This is a genomic window from Polyangiaceae bacterium (assembly GCA_020633205.1).
Taxonomy (GTDB): Bacteria; Myxococcota_A; Polyangia; order Polyangiales; family Polyangiaceae; genus JAHBVY01.
In genome coordinates this window covers 361,896-378,363 of record JACKEB010000011.1, presented here as the reverse complement: position 1 = coordinate 378,363, position 16,468 = coordinate 361,896, and the positions used below count along the sequence as shown (strand labels likewise).

The window sequence follows — 16,468 nt, the reverse complement described above, 5'->3', positions numbered from 1 at the left end:
CCCGCACACGGCTTACCAGTAGCCACTCAGCGCACAGCATTACGCGGCCTCCATCAAGATGGATTGCTCCGGATAGCGGACAGTGCCTCGGAGTTGGTACAGGCCCAGACGGTAGAAGTAGTCGCGATCCCAGCGTGTAACTTGTTTGGGTTTCAAGTGGCGACCCTTGCGGGCCACCAGCAGCCCTTTCAGCTGCTTCCAAACATATGTGTCGAGCTGATTGAATCGCTTCGCGGCATTTCCCGTGCGGAAGTAGTTCCCCCAGCCCCGCAGTACGGGGTTCAGCTGTTCGATGACATCGCGGATATCCGCGTGGCATCTCGAGCGGGGGGTGAGCTGCTTCACACGGCTCCGGATCCGCTGCATCGCGCGCTGCGACGGCCAGCGATGGAGGAAGTAGAGCCGTTGGCCCGACCTCTCCAGCACCTTGCCGCTCAGCCGCTTGTGCAGATGACAGCCAAGAAAGTCAAAGCCCTGCTTGCCATCGTAGAGCTCGACTCGCCTGGTTTTCTCCGGATGTAGCTCGAGACCGAGGCGCTGCAGGATCACTCGGACCCGCGCCTCGGCCAGCTCGCAGTCCTTCTTGGTGCGGCAGATCACCACGAAGTCGTCCGCGTAGCGCACCAGCGTTCCATGCGGAGCGCTGTGGCGGGTCCACAGGACGTCGAGCACGTGCAAGTAGATGTTGGACAGCAGAGGGGAGATCACTCCCCCTTGCGGCGTGCCGCGCACCGACGCCTTCACGACGCCGTCCTCCATCACTCCTGCTTCGAGCCACTGCCGCAGCAACTTCAGCACCCGACGATCCGAGATGCGTCGCCCCACCAGCTTCATCAGCTTGGTGTGGTCGATGCTTCCGAAGTAGTCGCGGATGTCGGCATCCAGCACGTGATGACCACCCTTGGCACCGAGTTTCCTCAGCGTCTCGAGCGCCATCGTCGCGCTGCGCCGGGGACGAAACCCATAAGAACAAGGCAGAAAATCCGCCTCGAAGATGGGCTCGATCACCAGCTTTGCCGCCATCTGCACTACCCGATCGCGCACCGTCGGGATGCCTAGTGGCCGCTTCTTACCATCGGCTTTGGGGATGTACTGCCGCCGTACCACCTGCGGCCGATACTTCCCCGCTTTCAGCTCAGCTTGTAATTCCTCGAGGAATCGCTGAGCCCCGTACCCCTCCACGTCGCAGATCGACTGGCGATCCACGCCCGCGGCTCCTTGGTTCTGTCTGACTCGCTTCCACGCCTCCTGGAGGATGTCACCCCGCCAGATGTGGTCGTAAAGGGCGTGAAAGCGCCTATCCGGTGCCCGCTTGGCTGCTGCATATAGTTGGCGTTGTAGTTGTTGCGCTTTTCCGTGCGGCTTACGCCTACCGGGGTCGTTAGGTCCGGACTTGCCGGCCATTCCCTCACGCTTACCTACGCTTCCAACACGACTACCGCAGGGACCCTTCCCTCCTGCCGCGTTTTGCCGCACGGCATTCGTTCCCGCTGGTTGCCTAGCGGTCTTCGGTACCATGATCCCCTCGGACTCCCGCTGTGCAGTGGCCGATTTCGCCTTTGGCTTATACGACGCACCTCGCCCTGACTTGGGCCGCACAGACGGGCCTCCCGAGTTCCGCGTTTCTCCTTGCACACGTGCTGCCCCCCGTACCCCGCCGGAGCCGACGACGAGCTTCGGTGCTCTCGCCGTCGATGTTGCCTTCGCCGTGACATGAGCGGCTCGGCCTCCGGATTGTTTCTCTGTCGAGGCTGCAGGTTTCACTTCATGTTGCGGCCCGCGTGCTTGCTCCCCGCTACGCAGCTCTCGCTGCTTCACGAGCTTTTGACACCCCGCTCGGGCAGGGAGATCTCTCTCCACTACCTGGGGCCTGCTACCCGGCGCACCGACGCTTACCGGGACGGGACTCTCACCCGATGGAGAAACGCAGCTAGCGAAACACCCAGCATCCTGCGAACAGGCTTCCGAATCTTTCGCGTCACGGCGCACCATGCACAGCAGGCTAGCCCAGCCCGAGTCCGGCCAGGTACGCTGAGTGTGCACTATGTAGCCTTTTGCGAGCCGGTTGGCCCCTGCGCCCCCGCTACTCAGCTGCGGCAGGCTCGTAAGGCTTCATTTCACCGCTCTTGTAGCGGGACCAGTAGTCCTGGACGTGTTTCAGCAGCGTCGGGGCGAGGATCACGCTGCCCACGATGTTGGGGAAAGCCATGCACAAGATCATCAGGTCGCTGAAGTCCAGCACCGGACCGAGCTTGGCCACCGCGCCAAACCAAGCAGCGATCACGAACAGCACGCGGAACACCATCACCGAGCGCAGCCCCGCGCCCTCACCCAGGTGGTCCACCAGGTAAATCCAGCCGCGCTCACCGTAGTAGCACCAGGAGATCATGGTCGAGTACGCGAAGAGCACCACGCACACGCTGAGCACGTAGGGGAACCAGCTGATGACACTGGCGAAGGCCTGGCTGGTCATCACCACGCCTTGATCGACGTCTCCGGCGCTCGCCAGGCTGGACTTCCAGGCACCAGTCACCACGACCACGAGGGCGGTCATCAAGCAGATGATGATGGTGTCGATGAACGGTCCCAACATCGCCACCATGCCTTCGCGCACCGGTTCGTCGGTCTTCGCAGCTGCGTGGGCGATGGCTGCACTCCCCAAACCGGCTTCGTTCGAGAACGAGGCGCGGGTGACGCCGATCACCAACACACCCACCGCGCCACCGAAGATCGCGTTCTTCGTGAACGCCATGCTGAAGATGGTCCCGAGGGCTTCAGGGATGTGCTTGGCGTTGACGAGGATCACGGCGACCGCAGCCGCGACGTAGATCGCACACATGGCAGGCACGACGCGTGAAGTGGCGGCGCCGATACGCTTGATCCCGCCGATGATCACCGCAGCCACAGCCAACGCGAGCACCGTCGCGTACACGTACTTCGCGCTGGGTCCCAGACCGACAGCGTTCTTGAGCACAGCGTAGGATTGGTTCGACTGGAACATGTTGCCGCCACCAAAGGCGCCACCCATCACCATCACCGCGTAGATGCAGCCAAGGGCCTTGCCAAGTGGCCCGATCCCCAGCTTTTTCAAGCCCAGATCGAGGTAATACATCGGACCACCGCTCATGCTGCCATCGGGATTGTGGCGGCGGTACAGGACCGCGAGCGTGCAGCTGGAGAACTTCGCGCTCATGCCAAACACCGCCATCACGATCATCCAGAACACCGCGCCTGGGCCGCCCTTCTGGATGGCGATCGCAACACCGGCGATGTTGCCAAGGCCTACGGTTGCGCTGAGCGCCGACGTTAGCGCACGGAAATGCGAGATCTCACCTTCATCCGCGGGGTCGTCATACTTGCCGCGCACCACGTCGATCGCGTGGCGAAAGCCGCGCAGGTTGATGAAGCGATACCAGAGCGTGAAGAAGATCGAACCGAGAGCCAGGATGGCGACGATGAAGGGAATGCTGGCCCCCTCCATCTCCACTTTGCCGTCCTTACCCACAACCTCTTTCCCTGCGGCATCGAGCTTCGGGTGCAGGAACGCACCGCCAGAGATATCGAAGAACAGCGCACCCGCCACCCAGCCGTTGAACTTGCTCAGGCCGGCTCCAAACGCAGAGAGCTCCTCTTCCTTCTTCTCCGCAGGTGCCTCGGCGCTCGCGGCGGCAGAAGCGCTCGGCGCGGCGCTGGCGGCGGCTGCAACGGCTTCTGGAGGCGGCGCCTTGTCAGCGAACGCAAGGCCGCTGAGGGTCAGCACGAGGGACACCACGGCAAACAGGCTCGCGCCTCGGATCCAGGACTTATTCACGCTCTCTCCGTTGGGCGCAGGGGCGCCACGCTACACACCACTCCAGCGAGGGGGAGCACGCGCTGGGCTCCTCCCCGAAAGCCTGGGGGACCATCGCACAACTGATGCTTCCACCGTAAGTCCCGTGCGTGGCCCCAAGCCCCCAACAGCCGGCCGCTCGTGCCTAGCCGCGAAATCCGCATGATAATGCAGGAGCCGGGGTCAGGGCCTGCGCTATGCACCGCGACCGACGACGCACTGCGGCTAAAACTCGGGCGAAAAACCGGGGTTCCTCAGCGCGAATTGGCCAACCGGCGAGTGGCAGTTCTGGAGACGCCGCTGTAGCGTCCGCGCGTGACGGACGAAACTCAAGCGCCCACAAGTCAGCGCCTCTCCGACAGGCCACCGCGCAGCGTACCTGACCCGCACAGTCGCAAGTCACAGGCGCGGGCGTCGCTGACTCCAAAGACGCCGAGCGGGATCCGTGACCTGCATGGCCGGCTGATCGCCGTGTCGCTGGGTGTTGCCCTGCTTGGACTGCTGCCGCATCTGCTGCCGAACGGGGTGCATGAGGGACGGCAAGTGGGCTGGACTGCATTGGTGCCACCGCTAGTCGCGGTGGTCGTGACGCTGGCAACCCGACGTCTACTCCCAGCGCTTGGCGGAGCAGTGCTGATTGGTGCGGTGCTGCGTTTCAAGTCCGACGCCTTGGTTGAAGGCAGCAAGACCTACATCTGGGAGAACGTCAGCAACTCCACTCACCTCTACATCATCGGCTTCACGCTGGCGCTGCTCGGGATGGTCCAGGTGGTGAGCCGCGCCGGCGGCACATCGGGAATCGTTGAGTGGGTGACTCGTTACATTCGTTCCGCGCGCTCGACGGAGATTGGCGCGGCGTTGATGGGCCTGTTCGTGTTCTTCGATGACTACGCGAACTGCATGCTGGTTGGGCCGACGATGCGTCCGCTCACCGATCGCTGGAATATTTCCAGGGAGAAATTAGCCTACATCGTCGACTCCACCGCCGCTCCGGTGGCGGGGCTAGCAGTGATTTCCACGTGGATCGGTCATGAGGTAGGCCTACTAGACGCACAGGCACAGGCGCTGGGGCTCGACCAACGTGGCTATGCCCTCGTGCTCTCCGCGCTACCTTTCCGCTTCTACTGCGTTTTCTCCCTGGTGTTCGTGTTCGCGTCGTCGCTCATGGGTCGCGACTTCGGGCCCATGCTGAAGGCTCAACGGCGCGCTCGGCATCTGAAGAAGCCATTGAGAGACGGCGCTCGTCCCATGGCTCAGGCGAACTCCGAGCTGATGGCCCCCCCCGACGACAAGCCTCACCGCGCGCGCAATGCGCTGATCCCGATCCTGGCAGTAGTGCTGGTTGCGATGGTGGGCTTCGTGGTGGATGGCGGCGGCGCGAGCAAGCTTCAGAGCAACCCGGGCGCCGCGCTGAGCTTCACGTTCTGGCGGGAAACCCTCGGGGCGAGCGAGAACAACGTGAAGATGCTGCTGCTCGCAGCGAGCGTCGGTTCTGTTTTGGCGATCGCGCTGCCCCTGGCTCAAGGCATCCTCGGGATCGGCGCCGCCCTGCGCGCTTACTGGAACGGCGTCCGTCACGCAGCTGCAGCGGTGGTGGTTTTGCTCTTGGCGTGGGCGCTCGCGCAAGTGTGTCAGGACCTGGGCGCACAAGAAGTCCTGGGAGCGACGCTGAGCGGCAGCATCGCCAACTGGGTGGTGCCTCTCGCAACGTTCGGCCTTGCCGCTGCGATCGCGTTCGCTACGGGCACGTCGTGGGGCACGATGAGCATCCTGATCCCAATCGCGGTACCGCTCGCGCACTCGATGGGGGGCCTACCGCTCATGATCCTCACCGGCGCCGCGGTGCTCGATGGCGCGATCTTCGGAGACCATTGCTCGCCGATCAGCGACACCACGCTGATGTCGAGCATCGCCTCTGGCTCGGATCACCTGGACCACGTGGAAACTCAGCTGCCCTACGCGGTGTTCGTGATGTTGATCGCGGCCACCGTTGGCTACCTTCCAATCGCGCTGGGCGGACCATCCTGGCTGCCTTACCTGCTCGGAAGCGTCCTGATCATCGCCTGGTTACGCATCGTCGGACGTCGCCCCGAGGACGGCTCGCCACCGGTCGAAGACGATGAGTTCGAGGACGAAATCGAAATGGCTTCCGAGCGACTCGCCTGAGCGGCGGAGGAATTCCAGCTATCCCGGGGCGAAATGGCTCACCCTAGAGGGAGACTCCCAACGACTGGGTGAGCGGCTTTCAGTCAGCAAACCAGTCTATTCGCGACGCAGCCCGTTGTGATTCCTGCCCTCCCCCCCTAACCTCGGGGAAGCCATTCACTCGCGGCGAGCGGCGTGGCTCGTGCCCTTGGAACCTCGCGCCGCCCGCGGAGCTGAGAAGAAGTTGGACCGTCGCCTAGCGCTGATGATCGGATGCCCGGCTGAGCTGGAAACGGTGCTGCATCCCTGGTTCGAGCCCCGGGTCGCACCCGATTGGCGCGCCCTCGAGGAGGTCAAGGGACACGCGCTGATTCTGGTTGGTCCCGATGAGCGCGAGCCCGAGCTCGCGGCCCAGCACCTGGCGAAGGAAGCGCCGGGGTCGACGCTCGTCATCTGTGTGGCACCTTTCCGCAAGGATCAAGTTGCAGGCTCGATTCAGCGCAGTCCGGACATCCCGCTGACGACCCTGGTCCTGGCCTTCCCGGATCCGCCAGCGCTGGAGCGGACGCTAAGTCAGCTGGCCACTCGCTTGGACCTCGAAGAGGCTCGGGCGCACGACCGTGCGCAGGCTGCGGACGGCGCATTCCAAGCCTCCTCCAGCGCTCCCCCTCCCTCTCAGGCGCCCCCGTCGACGCTCTACTATCGCTGGTGGCTCGCTCATCGGGAGGCACTGACCCCGGAAATCTTACAGACGCTTCTCAGCGCCCCAGGTGGGCAGGCGCTGATCGAGGTGATCAAGAATGACCGCCTGGCGGGCATCACGGAGCGGCGTCAAGAGCTTGAGCGGCGAGCGTTCCTCGAGGGCGACTTCCCGCCGTTCGTCGCCGACTACGAAGAGCGGGGGCGATACTTCGCGGAAATCGGCCTGTCGCTAAACACCTGGCTGAGCATCCTGACGGGCATCCGCCGCGCTGTCTGGAAGCACTACCCGAACTCCCCGGAGTTTGACGCCAACGATATTGCGGCCTTCGCTCAGGGGCTCGAGCACTACACCGAGGTCACGTTCGGTGCTCTGCTCCGAGGTTGGCAGGCTGCTCTGAAGGAGCGGAACCAGCGCGTCCAGGAACGGGAAAGTCTCTACACTGCATTGGTCGAGTCATCCCAAGACGTCATCCTGAGCAAGTCCCTCGACGGCACCATTACCGCGTGGAATCGCTCGGCGGAGGACCTCTACGGCTATCCCGCTAGCGACGCCTTGGGTCAGCACATTTCGCTGATCGTTCCTCCCGCCCGTCGCGGAGAGCTCGATTGGATCCTGCGTGAGGTGGCAGCTGGACGCGGGGTGCAGAACTTGATCACTCAGCGCGTGTCTCGCGATGGGCGCATTCACGACGTGGCGATCAGCGTCTCAGCCATTCGCAACGCGCTGGGCGAGGTGGTCGGAGCCTCCGCGTTCGCCCGTAATGTCAGCGAGCGCATGCGGCTCGAGCGGCGCAACGCGGCGATCCTCGCTGGCGCGTTGGACGCGATCATCACCATCGACGACCGCGGCCGGGTGGTGGAGTTCAACCGCGCGGCTGAGGAGCTCTTCGGCTACACCACGCGGGAGGCCGTGGGCCAAGAGCTGGCGCAGCTGGTGATCCCGGCGGTGGATCGAGAAGCGCACCGCGAGGGACTCGAGCGCCAAAGAACCGGGCAGCCCTCACGAGTGCTCGGCAAGCGCATCGAGCTCACGGCCCAGCGTAAGAGTGGCGCCTCGTTTCCCGTAGAGGCGAGCATCGTGAAGCTCGCAGGCAGCGACCCACCCCTCTTCACCGCGTTCCTGCGCGATCTCACGGAGCTGAAGCGCACCAAAGAAGACTTGAAGCGCATCATCGTCGACCTCACGCGCTCGAACGCAGACCTCGAGCAGTTCGCCTACATCGCCTCTCACGATCTGCAGGAACCCTTGCGCATGGTCTCGGCGTACATGGACCTGCTTCAGCGTGATTACACGGCGCAGCTCGACGAACGCGCGCTCCGTTTCATCGATTACGCAGTGAACGGCGGAAAACGCATGAAGGAGCTGATCGACGATCTGCTCGCCTACTCCCGACTCGACGCGAGCGCGGTGGTGAGCGAGCCGGTCGAGACCGCAGCGATCCTGCAGACGGCCCTGCAGCACTTGGCCCCGCTCATCCAAGAGAAGCAGGCGAAGGTGACCTGGAGTGACCTGCCTACCGTGAGCGGGGAGGCGAATCAGCTTCTGCAGGTGTTCCAGAATTTGGTCGGGAACGGGATCAAGTTTCAGCGCGAGGGAGTTGCACCCGAGGTGCGCGTCACGGGGCAGCAGGCGGGCGATGAGTGGCTGTTTTGCGTGCGAGACAACGGCATCGGCTTCGACGCCAAGTTCGCCGAGCGCATCTTCCAGATGTTCCAGCGCCTACACTCCCGCACCGCGTACCCTGGTTCGGGCATTGGCCTCGCCGTAGCAAAACGCATCGTGGAGCGTCACGGTGGGCGCATTTGGGCCGAGTCGGAGCCGGGGCACGGCACCTTGTTCTACTTCACGCTGCCGTCACACTCGCGATAGTTGGCCGACAGCGCAAGATTTTCGGGCTAGGCTGCAGGCGTGCCCAAGCTCGCGAACGACAACGCCATCGTGATGGTCGACGACAACGACGGCGACTTATTCCTCGCGGAAACTTGCTACAGCAGATCGCAGCTTCGCGCACCCTGGCTCGCCTTTCGCTCTGGGCGCGCGTTCATCGACCACCTGGGGCAAGTCAAGCTTGGACAAGAAGCGATGCCCGCGTTGGTGCTCCTGGACATCAACATGCCAGAGATGAGCGGCATCGAAGTGCTCGAGCAGCTGCGTCAGGATCCCTTCTTCAACGATCTTCCGATCGTCTGCATGCTCACCAGCTCGAACGATCCCCGGGACAAGGCACGAGCCAGCAAAGCGGGTGCCCGGGCGTTCTTCACCAAGCCCTCGACTACCGCTGACTACGTCGCGCTGTTCGACTCTTTCGCGCCGGGTGATCCAGAAGCCCTGGGAGCCTGAACGGAATCTGCCATCGATCTGAGCAGGGCCCGGGCGTACGCTGAGTCGATGGACGCCGACTCTCCTCTCCCCCAAACCCACACCCAAGCGGACGCGCAGATCCAGCGTGTCGGTATCGTTTTCTCAGGGGGACCTGCGCCAGCAGCAAACGCGGTCATCTGCTCGGCGGTGATGTGCTTTCGGCGTCAGGGGAAGGAGGTTCTGGGGTTTCGCCACGGATACAGCAGCCTGCAAGAATTCAGTCAGGAGCTGTCGGAGCTCGTCGCCGAGGAGCACTACTTTCGCTTTGAAGATCACCACCTGCGTGGGTTGCGCAACGCCCGCGGCATCATCATCGGCACGGCCCGTGCGAACCCAGGCAAAGCCATCCGTGGCCCGGCGGATTTGCGTATCCCCGAGAAAACGCGCCGGCTGGACAACGTCTATCGCGCGCTGTGCGAACTGGGTGTGGATGCGCTGATCAGCATCGGTGGTGATGACACGCTGAAGACCGCCAACTTCCTCCACGAGTATCAGAAGACACTGCCCGAAGGCGCCAAGCGTATCCGTGTGGTTCACCTGCCGAAGACCATCGACAACGACTACCGCGGGATTGACTTCACCTTCGGCTTCTTCACCGCCGTAGATTTCATGGGGCAAGAGCTGCTCAATCTACGAGCAGACGCCATGGCGACGGGCTCCTACTTCGTGGTGGAGACCATGGGGCGCAAAGCCGGGTGGCTCTCGTATGGCGTCGCCATTGCGGGCGAAGCACACATGGTCGTCGCCGTGGAGGACGTGCAGGGCGACCTCGCAATGAAGCAGGTGGTGAGGGATGCTCACGGAGAGCGCGAAGAGCAGCGCTTGAACATCGAGGCCCTCGCCGATCGCATCGTGGACTTGATCCTCACAAGGGAGCAGCGAGGCAAGAACTACGGCACCGTGGTCCTAGCGGAAGGCCTTGCGGAAATGCTGCCCCAGAGCTTCCTCGACGGCGTATCGCGCGATGAACACGGACATATCTCCCTGGGGAAAATCGACATCGGTAAGTTGGTGGCGCAAATCGTCACGGACCGCTTCCAGGAGCGCACCGGCCGCAAGAAGAAGCTCACCGGTGTGCAGCTCGGCTACGAGTCCCGGTGCACTACTCCACACGCGTTCGACGTGATGCTGGGTTCACAGCTTGGGGTTGGGGCCTATCGCGCACTGATGGAGGAAGCGTTGGATGGACACATGGTCAGCGTGACGGGTCAGCTCGACCTGCAGTTCGTGCCCTTTTCCGCGCTGATCGACCCGAAAACACTCCTCACCGAGGTGCGCTTCGTCGCGACGGACAGCGACTTCCATCGCCTGGCGCGCTTGCTTGGCACGCGCATCCAACGCCAAGACTGAGGCGATTCAACACCAACGCAAGCTCGCGTACGATACTTGCAAAGCGACCGAGGGAACAGGGTGGGTCGCCCACCACAAGGAGTGGTCTTGCGATGATCAGAGCATCGGGTTCGAGGTTGGTTGGGGTTAGGTGCGCTGTTCGCCAGTGTGCTGCCCTATGGCTGCAGTAGTGATGACGGCGGTGGGAGCGTGTCGCAAAGCGACGCGCCAAACGCAGTCGCCAAGGCGCTATGCGGCGACTACTACGGCTGCAGCTGCGATGAAGACAACCCATCGGTGTTCAGCAGCCAGGACGACTGCGAGTTTCAGATCGCTGCAACCGTTCAGCAAGCAATCGACGAAGGCAAGGCCGCGGGGCTCAGCTACGACGACACCTGCATTCCGAAGCTGCGCACGGTCGTTTCCACGGTGAATTGTCGAAGCGGCTCCCAGGTCGCGCTGGACAGCAGCTTCCTCGAGGCCGCGTACGAGTTCACCGACTGCAAGATCTACTACGGGCCGAACCAGCCCGGCGAAGCGTGCCAGTCGCTGAACGACAGCAGCGGCGACGACTGCGTCAAAGGCTCCGTGTGTGTAGCCGGAGTCTGTGGTCCGCTGGTTGCTCGTGGTGGTGTCGGAGCCAGCTGCCAGCAGAACGCCGAATGTGACCCCGGGCTCTACTGCATCGGTATCGACAACCAGAACGCCAAGACCTGTCAAAGCCTGCCCAGCGTGGGCCAAACCTGCCTGGGCACTCTCGATCTATGCGCCACCACGGCGTACTGCGATCAAGCAACGAAGAAGTGCGCCAGCCTTCCAGGCGTCGGGCAAGCCTGCGCGCCCAGCCCGAATGTGTTGCTCAGGCGCTGCGCCGACGGCAGCACCTGTAACCAGGACACTTGCGAAGCTGCACCCGGCGCGGGTGAAGCCTGCGCGCTGGAGTGCGCCGTCGGCTACGCCTGTGAGGCAAACCGCTGCGTGAAGCCACCCAGCGCGTCGTGTGAGTACACACGAGCCGTAGCAGCTGGAAACTGAACCCGCTCAGCGAATCACGTCGGTGCCGAGGCGCTGCTGTAGCGCCTCCGGCACCTTCACGCTGCCGTCTGCCTGCTGATACTGCTCCAAGATCGCCACCAGCGTGCGCCCCACGGCGAGCCCGGAGCCGTTCAACGTGTGCAACAGGCGCGGCTTGCCTTTCGGTTCCGGACGGTAACGGATCTTGGCGCGACGCGCCTGGAAGTCGCTGCACACCGAGCAGCTGGAGATCTCGCGGAAGGCGCTCTGTCCCGGCAGCCACACCTCGAGGTCGTAGGTCTTGGCCGCGCTGAAGCCCATGTCTCCGGAACACAGCGCAGCGACTCGGTAGTGAAGGCCAAGGCCCTGGAGCACCTTCTCCGCGTGCCCGGTCAGCACCTCGAGTTCGTTCAGCGAAGTCTCCGGCGTGCACAACCGCACCAGCTCGACCTTGCCAAACTGGTGCTGGCGGATCAGACCCCGCACGTCCTTGCCGTAGGAGCCCGCTTCACTACGGAAACAGGGCGTGTACGCCGTGTAGGCCACCGGCAGCTGCGCGGCGTCGAGCACCTCATCAGCGTGCAAGTTGGTCAGCGACACCTCTGCGGTGGGCAGGAGGAACAGCGGCGAGCTATCACCTTCTTTGTCGCCCTCTGCCAAGCGGCGTTGCGTGCGGAACAGATCTTGCTCGAACTTCGGGAGCTGCCCCGTCCCGAGCAGCGCCTCGGCCTTGACCATCAGTGGCCCGGAGACCTCGGTGTAGCCGTGCGTTCCCGTGTGCAAATCCAGCATATAGCCGGCGAGCGCCCGCTCTAGCCGCGCGCCGAGCCCTGTCAACACGCTGAAGCGCGACCCGCTGAGCTTCGCGGCGCGCTCGAAGTCGAGGATGCCGAGGCGCTCACCAATCTCCCAGTGGTTCTTGGGCTCGAAGTCGAACGCGGGGGCATCGCCCCAGGTGCGCACCACCTGGTTATCCGCTTCGCCTTGACCGTCGGGCACGCTCGCATCCGGCAGATTCGGCACCTGCAGGAGCTGCTCAGCCATCTCGGCCTCGACCTTGCCAAGCTCTCCCTCGAGCTCCTTGATCTGCCCAGAGAGCTGCTTCAGCGCGTCGCGCTTCTCGGCGAAAGCAGCTTTGTCGGGTCCTTTTGCGAGAGCCGCCATGGCCTGGTTGGCAGCATTGCGCTCCGCCTGAAGGGACTCCGTCTGCCCGATCAGCGCGCGCCGGCGTTCGCTCAGCGAGGCGATCCCATCCAAGGTGCTGGCGGCCGCGGCGGAGCGCCGGCCAAGCGCGGTTCGAACCTCATCCAGGTGGTCTGCAACGTATCTGGCGTCGAGCATTTGGGCGGCCTTATAGCTCACTCAGCGCGTCACGCCCATCGAGGGGAGCGCGGCGTGCCTTCCCGCCGCCCTCGCGGTAGATTCAGGGGTGTGAAAGCGCTTGCACCTCGCCTCGCTGGCTCACTCAGCGGACTCGCCTTGCTTGGAGTTGGGCTCCTCACCCTCGGCTGCAGCGCCAACCCTCCGCCTCGCTGGCAAGAGGGCGGCGCGCCACTGTTGATTCAACCCGCCCGCTGGGATCGACCCGACGATGACCCGATCGAGATCTTGCCCAACGGTCAGGTGCTCGAAGACGGCGAGCCCATCCTGCTCGTGGACCGCGCTGGTCGCGTGGTGGACGACGACAACGACCCCGTCGCCATCTTGTTGCCCGACGGATTCGTCGGCGGAAACGACAACGAGCTCCTGGGGCGCATTGGCGTTTCGAATGCTTCGCCCCCGAACTCACCTGCTGCGTGGCTCGCGATCACTCCTGACGGCACCGTGGTGCGCTACGACTATGAAGGCGAGCAGGCGAACGACGGCCGCTGGGTGGGCTGTGATGGACCAGCCCGACGCACCTGCACGTTGGTTACCCACATGCTGCTGCTGCGCGAGTACCAGCGCCGACCACGTTCCGGCGTGAGCGTTGGCATCGGCGTGGGCTTCTGAACCCAGCGAGCGCTCCAGGCGTTTGACGCCTGTGCTTCACTAAGTCCGGGTAGGCCAATCCTTGCGGGTTTTTTGGCGGTTTTCGCCGCGCAGGGTAGCGAAAGCGTAGAGGTCTTCCCGCCATGCGCTTCCGTCCGTACTCAAGCCCTGAATTTCCGAACGACAATCACCAGCTGCATCTCGGCGCTTCCTGGGTGTGCCTGAGCCCGACGGGCGCGCCACGCGCGGTGATGCGCGCTGCCCGACCGCTGGACCAACCAACGCTGGTCCCCCTCACGCCGCTGCCGCCCAGCGTAGCTGAGAGCGTGCCCGCGCCCAGCGTCGCGCCAAGCTCGAAGATCCCGCTGCCCCCCGCCAGCATCGTACAGAGTGTGATGCAGCGTTCCCCTGACGGGATGGGCTTCACCATCCGCGTCCCGGATCCCCAGCTCTTCAATGAGTGGGAGCGCCCCGCACGCACCGACGAGCTACATCTCACCGAGGCGCCGGGACCGTTGCTATCCCAGCTCCTCGAGCGCTTCGACAGTTTGCAGTTCCAGCTCACGGACGAGCCAAGCGTAGACGGGGAGCTGGGGACCTACGACCCGGCTCCTGAGACGCGCCGCTCGGTCTCTCCGGAGCTCGAAGTGCCCCAGGTGCTCGAGCCCGAAGCCAGCGTCCCCCCGCCTGTTGCTGAGCTGATCGAGAGCCTGCCAGCCTCCACTCCCATGAACGAGAGTCAGCTCGAAGCGGACGACCGCGCCCTGAGCGCGGAGCTCTTCGAAGTCCTCAAGACCTTGGAGATCATCGACTCCGAGACGGAGTTCAGTCAGGTCGACGCGCCGCCGAGCGGCGTACAAATCACTCCAATCATCAGCAAGAGCGCGGTGGACGACTTGGCAGACGCGGTCGCCGAGGCGCTTTGCGCGGAGTTCGGCGTCGGCATGGATCCCGACGCCACATCGGATACAATCGAGTCGCCATCCGCCGTCTGTATCCCTGAGGAATCGATCTGCGCGCACAGCGATGAGGCGGCGCTACCTAGCGAGAGCGCCGATGGGAGCGCTGTGGAGTTGCCGAACCACTACGGCGACTTCGTCTCCGCCTTGTGCGGGGTCGCTTTGGACAGCGGTGCCACCCGCGCCGCAGCCGTCCTGCCGCGACTCCTCGAGGGCAAGCTCCTCGACGCCGGTGCCCTCGCGGATGAAGTGCAGAGCAGCCTCGAGCTCGCTGGCATCGCCAGCCTGCGTGGCTCCTGCATCGAGCCGTCAGAAGACTTCAAGGCCAACGCCAGCGCCTGGAACCGCGTCCTGAGCGGCGCGAGTGATGACCTCTCCGCGTGTGGAGACACCCTGGATGGCTTCGCCGCAACGCTACTCGGCGCGCTGCTTGGACCGAACAGCGACCCGAAGCAGCTGCGGCGGGAGCTCCGCAAGCGCGGAGTGGCGGCCTTCGGCATGCTCTCCGTCGCAGCGTGAGGCGGCGGCCGCGTGGCAAGCGGCATTCTCTCGACCAAACGCTTGCTCTAGTTCAACGACCAGCGGTGTAGGACGACGTAGGCGGTCCGTTGTTTCCCAGATGGGAATGCTGTTCATTCCAGGTGCACTGGAGTGGACCAAAGCCGGGCGACTGGTGACTTTGGGTCAGCAGGGTGGCGATTACGCTGCGTAAGCAACGGAACAACCGAACAGGGGCGGCCGACCCTTGAGTGTGGCACGCAGTGTTATGCCACACGGAAAGCCCTCACATTCGGCACCGTCGGCTGCTGAGCCGACACACGGCGAGGTGGGTCTTGGGTTCGCGAGCGCTTGGCGAATCGCCTTGCGTGCTAAGCTCTTGGATATGACTTCTCCTCTCCACAACGCTAGCCGGCACGGCCTCGTCTCTCGCGCGCTCGGTGGCGTCGCCCTGGGCGCGTTGCTTTTGGCGGCAAGTCTGTTTCCCGGCGGTTGCAGCGGCTCATCCGACGGCGCCTCCGTGTGTGACCAACTGGAAGGCGCTTGTGGCGGCGAGTGTACCTTCGACCAAGACTGTCCAGCCGGCACCCACTGCGGACAGGGGAGTAGCTGCACGGCAGAGTGCACCACCGACGGCGGGCAGTGCGGACCGGGCAAGCACTGTGATTCCACAGGGCAATGCCAGAATGGGGACGCCGGCGCAGGTGGCTCGAGCTTCGGAGGCACCGGCGGTATCTCGAGTGGCGGCACCGGAGGAAACGGCTGCATCGAAGAGGACGTCAAGTTCGAGCCACAAACTCCCACAGTAGTCCTGCTCGTCGATCAATCGGGCTCAATGACGGACAACTTCGGCGGAACGGACCGCTGGAGCGCCGTCTACAACGCGCTCTTCGACCAGCCAAACGGCGTGGTGCTCCAGCTACAAGACAAGGTGCGCTTTGGCTTGAGCCTCTACACCAGCCACGGTGGCTTCAACGGCGGGGAGTGCCCAATCCTCACGGAACAAAGCGTAGCCCTCGGCAACTACACCGCCCTGGAGGCGCTCTTCTCCGCCAATCAGCCAGAGGGCGACACCCCCACTGGCGAGAGCATCACAGCCGTCGCCGCTGAGCTGGTTCAAGTCACCGAGCCCGGCGACAAGGCGATCGTCCTAGCGACCGATGGCGAGCCCGACAACTGCATGGACGCCGACGCGCACAACGCCACCTCCCAGAAGATCTCGGTGGATGCAGCGGCGGCGGCGTTCAACCAAGGGATCCGCACCTACGTCATCGCCGTGGGCTCGGACATCAGCGACGCCCACCTGCAAGACGTCGCGAACGCTGGGACTGGCACCAGCGGTTCCAATGCGCCCTTCTGGAAGGCCAACGACCAGTCCGGTCTGATCGACGCCTTCAACACCATCATCGAGGGCGTGCGCTCCTGTGTCTTCGACCTGAACGGCACTGTCTCAACCGAGGCGCAGAACCAGGGCAAGGTCACCTTGGACGGCAAGGCCCTTAGCCAAGGCGACGCAAACGGCTGGCAGCTCAACTCCCCAAGCCAGGTGGAGTTGGTGGGTGACGCCTGCGACGCCATCAAGAGCGGCGATCACGACATCAAGATTTCGTTTCCCTGCGGCTCCATCACGCCGCGCTAGTTTGCCGAGACGCCGCGCCA

The 16,468-nt window shown here is 63.9% G+C and carries 11 protein-coding genes; 8 read left to right on the top strand and 3 right to left on the bottom strand.

Annotation, left to right across the window (positions count from 1 at the left end; genetic code table 11):
- Positions 1-39 precede the first annotated feature (39 nt).
- Both ltrA and H6718_08275 read right to left on the bottom strand, forming a co-directional pair.
- On the bottom strand, positions 40-1,257 hold the full coding sequence (ltrA, locus tag H6718_08280) for a group II intron reverse transcriptase/maturase (protein ID MCB9585381.1): 1,218 nt from the start codon (positions 1,255-1,257) through the stop codon (positions 40-42).
- Positions 1,258-2,083: 826 nt separating this feature from the next.
- Positions 2,084-3,811, bottom strand: coding sequence for an alanine:cation symporter family protein (locus H6718_08275; GenBank protein MCB9585380.1), 1,728 nt, complete (start codon positions 3,809-3,811; stop codon positions 2,084-2,086).
- A gap of 333 nt (positions 3,812-4,144) precedes the next feature.
- On the opposite strand from H6718_08275, the gene H6718_08270 reads away from it, so the two are divergent.
- From H6718_08270 to H6718_08250, 5 genes are all read left to right on the top strand, one after another.
- Complete coding sequence (locus H6718_08270) at positions 4,145-5,995, top strand: Na+/H+ antiporter NhaC family protein (protein MCB9585379.1); 1,851 nt, start codon at positions 4,145-4,147, stop codon at positions 5,993-5,995.
- A 223-nt stretch (positions 5,996-6,218) separates the two neighbouring features.
- Entirely contained in the window at positions 6,219-8,546 is a 2,328-nt protein-coding gene (locus H6718_08265; GenBank protein ID MCB9585378.1) for a PAS domain S-box protein, read from the top strand.
- A 39-nt stretch (positions 8,547-8,585) separates the two neighbouring features.
- A complete protein-coding gene (locus H6718_08260) occupies positions 8,586-9,017 on the top strand; it encodes a response regulator (GenBank protein ID MCB9585377.1) in 432 nt (143 codons plus the stop codon).
- A 48-nt stretch (positions 9,018-9,065) separates the two neighbouring features.
- Positions 9,066-10,388: a 6-phosphofructokinase gene (locus H6718_08255; GenBank protein ID MCB9585376.1), complete on the top strand. Its 1,323-nt coding sequence runs from the start codon at positions 9,066-9,068 to the stop codon at positions 10,386-10,388.
- A 120-nt stretch (positions 10,389-10,508) separates the two neighbouring features.
- Positions 10,509-11,402 (top strand): hypothetical protein, encoded by an 894-nt coding sequence (locus H6718_08250; protein ID MCB9585375.1) that lies wholly within the window; start codon positions 10,509-10,511, stop codon positions 11,400-11,402.
- Between the two features lie 6 nt (positions 11,403-11,408).
- Here the strand turns inward: H6718_08250 and serS are convergent, their stop codons facing one another.
- Entirely contained in the window at positions 11,409-12,722 is a 1,314-nt protein-coding gene (gene serS, locus H6718_08245) for a serine--tRNA ligase (protein MCB9585374.1), read from the bottom strand.
- A gap of 90 nt (positions 12,723-12,812) precedes the next feature.
- On the opposite strand from serS, the gene H6718_08240 reads away from it, so the two are divergent.
- The 3 genes from H6718_08240 (at position 12,813) to H6718_08230 (ending at position 16,448) form a co-directional block, all read left to right on the top strand.
- Positions 12,813-13,373 (top strand): hypothetical protein, encoded by a 561-nt coding sequence (locus tag H6718_08240; protein ID MCB9585373.1) that lies wholly within the window; start codon positions 12,813-12,815, stop codon positions 13,371-13,373.
- Positions 13,374-13,495: 122 nt separating this feature from the next.
- Positions 13,496-14,830 (top strand): hypothetical protein, encoded by a 1,335-nt coding sequence (locus tag H6718_08235; GenBank protein ID MCB9585372.1) that lies wholly within the window; start codon positions 13,496-13,498, stop codon positions 14,828-14,830.
- A gap of 364 nt (positions 14,831-15,194) precedes the next feature.
- Entirely contained in the window at positions 15,195-16,448 is a 1,254-nt protein-coding gene (locus tag H6718_08230; GenBank protein ID MCB9585371.1) for a VWA domain-containing protein, read from the top strand.
- The last annotated feature ends 20 nt before the right edge of the window (positions 16,449-16,468 follow it).

What these genes read in the sequence shown, in the direction of transcription:
- H6718_08230 (MCB9585371.1), top strand. Translation starts at nt 15,195, where the DNA reads ATGACTTCTCCTCTCCACAACGCTAGCCGGCACGGCCTCGTCTCTCGC.
- H6718_08255 (MCB9585376.1), top strand. Translation starts at nt 9,066, where the DNA reads ATGGACGCCGACTCTCCTCTCCCCCAAACCCACACCCAAGCGGACGCG.
- serS (MCB9585374.1), bottom strand. Translation starts at nt 12,722, where the DNA reads ATGCTCGACGCCAGATACGTTGCAGACCACCTGGATGAGGTTCGAACC.
- H6718_08235 (MCB9585372.1), top strand. Translation starts at nt 13,496, where the DNA reads ATGCGCTTCCGTCCGTACTCAAGCCCTGAATTTCCGAACGACAATCAC.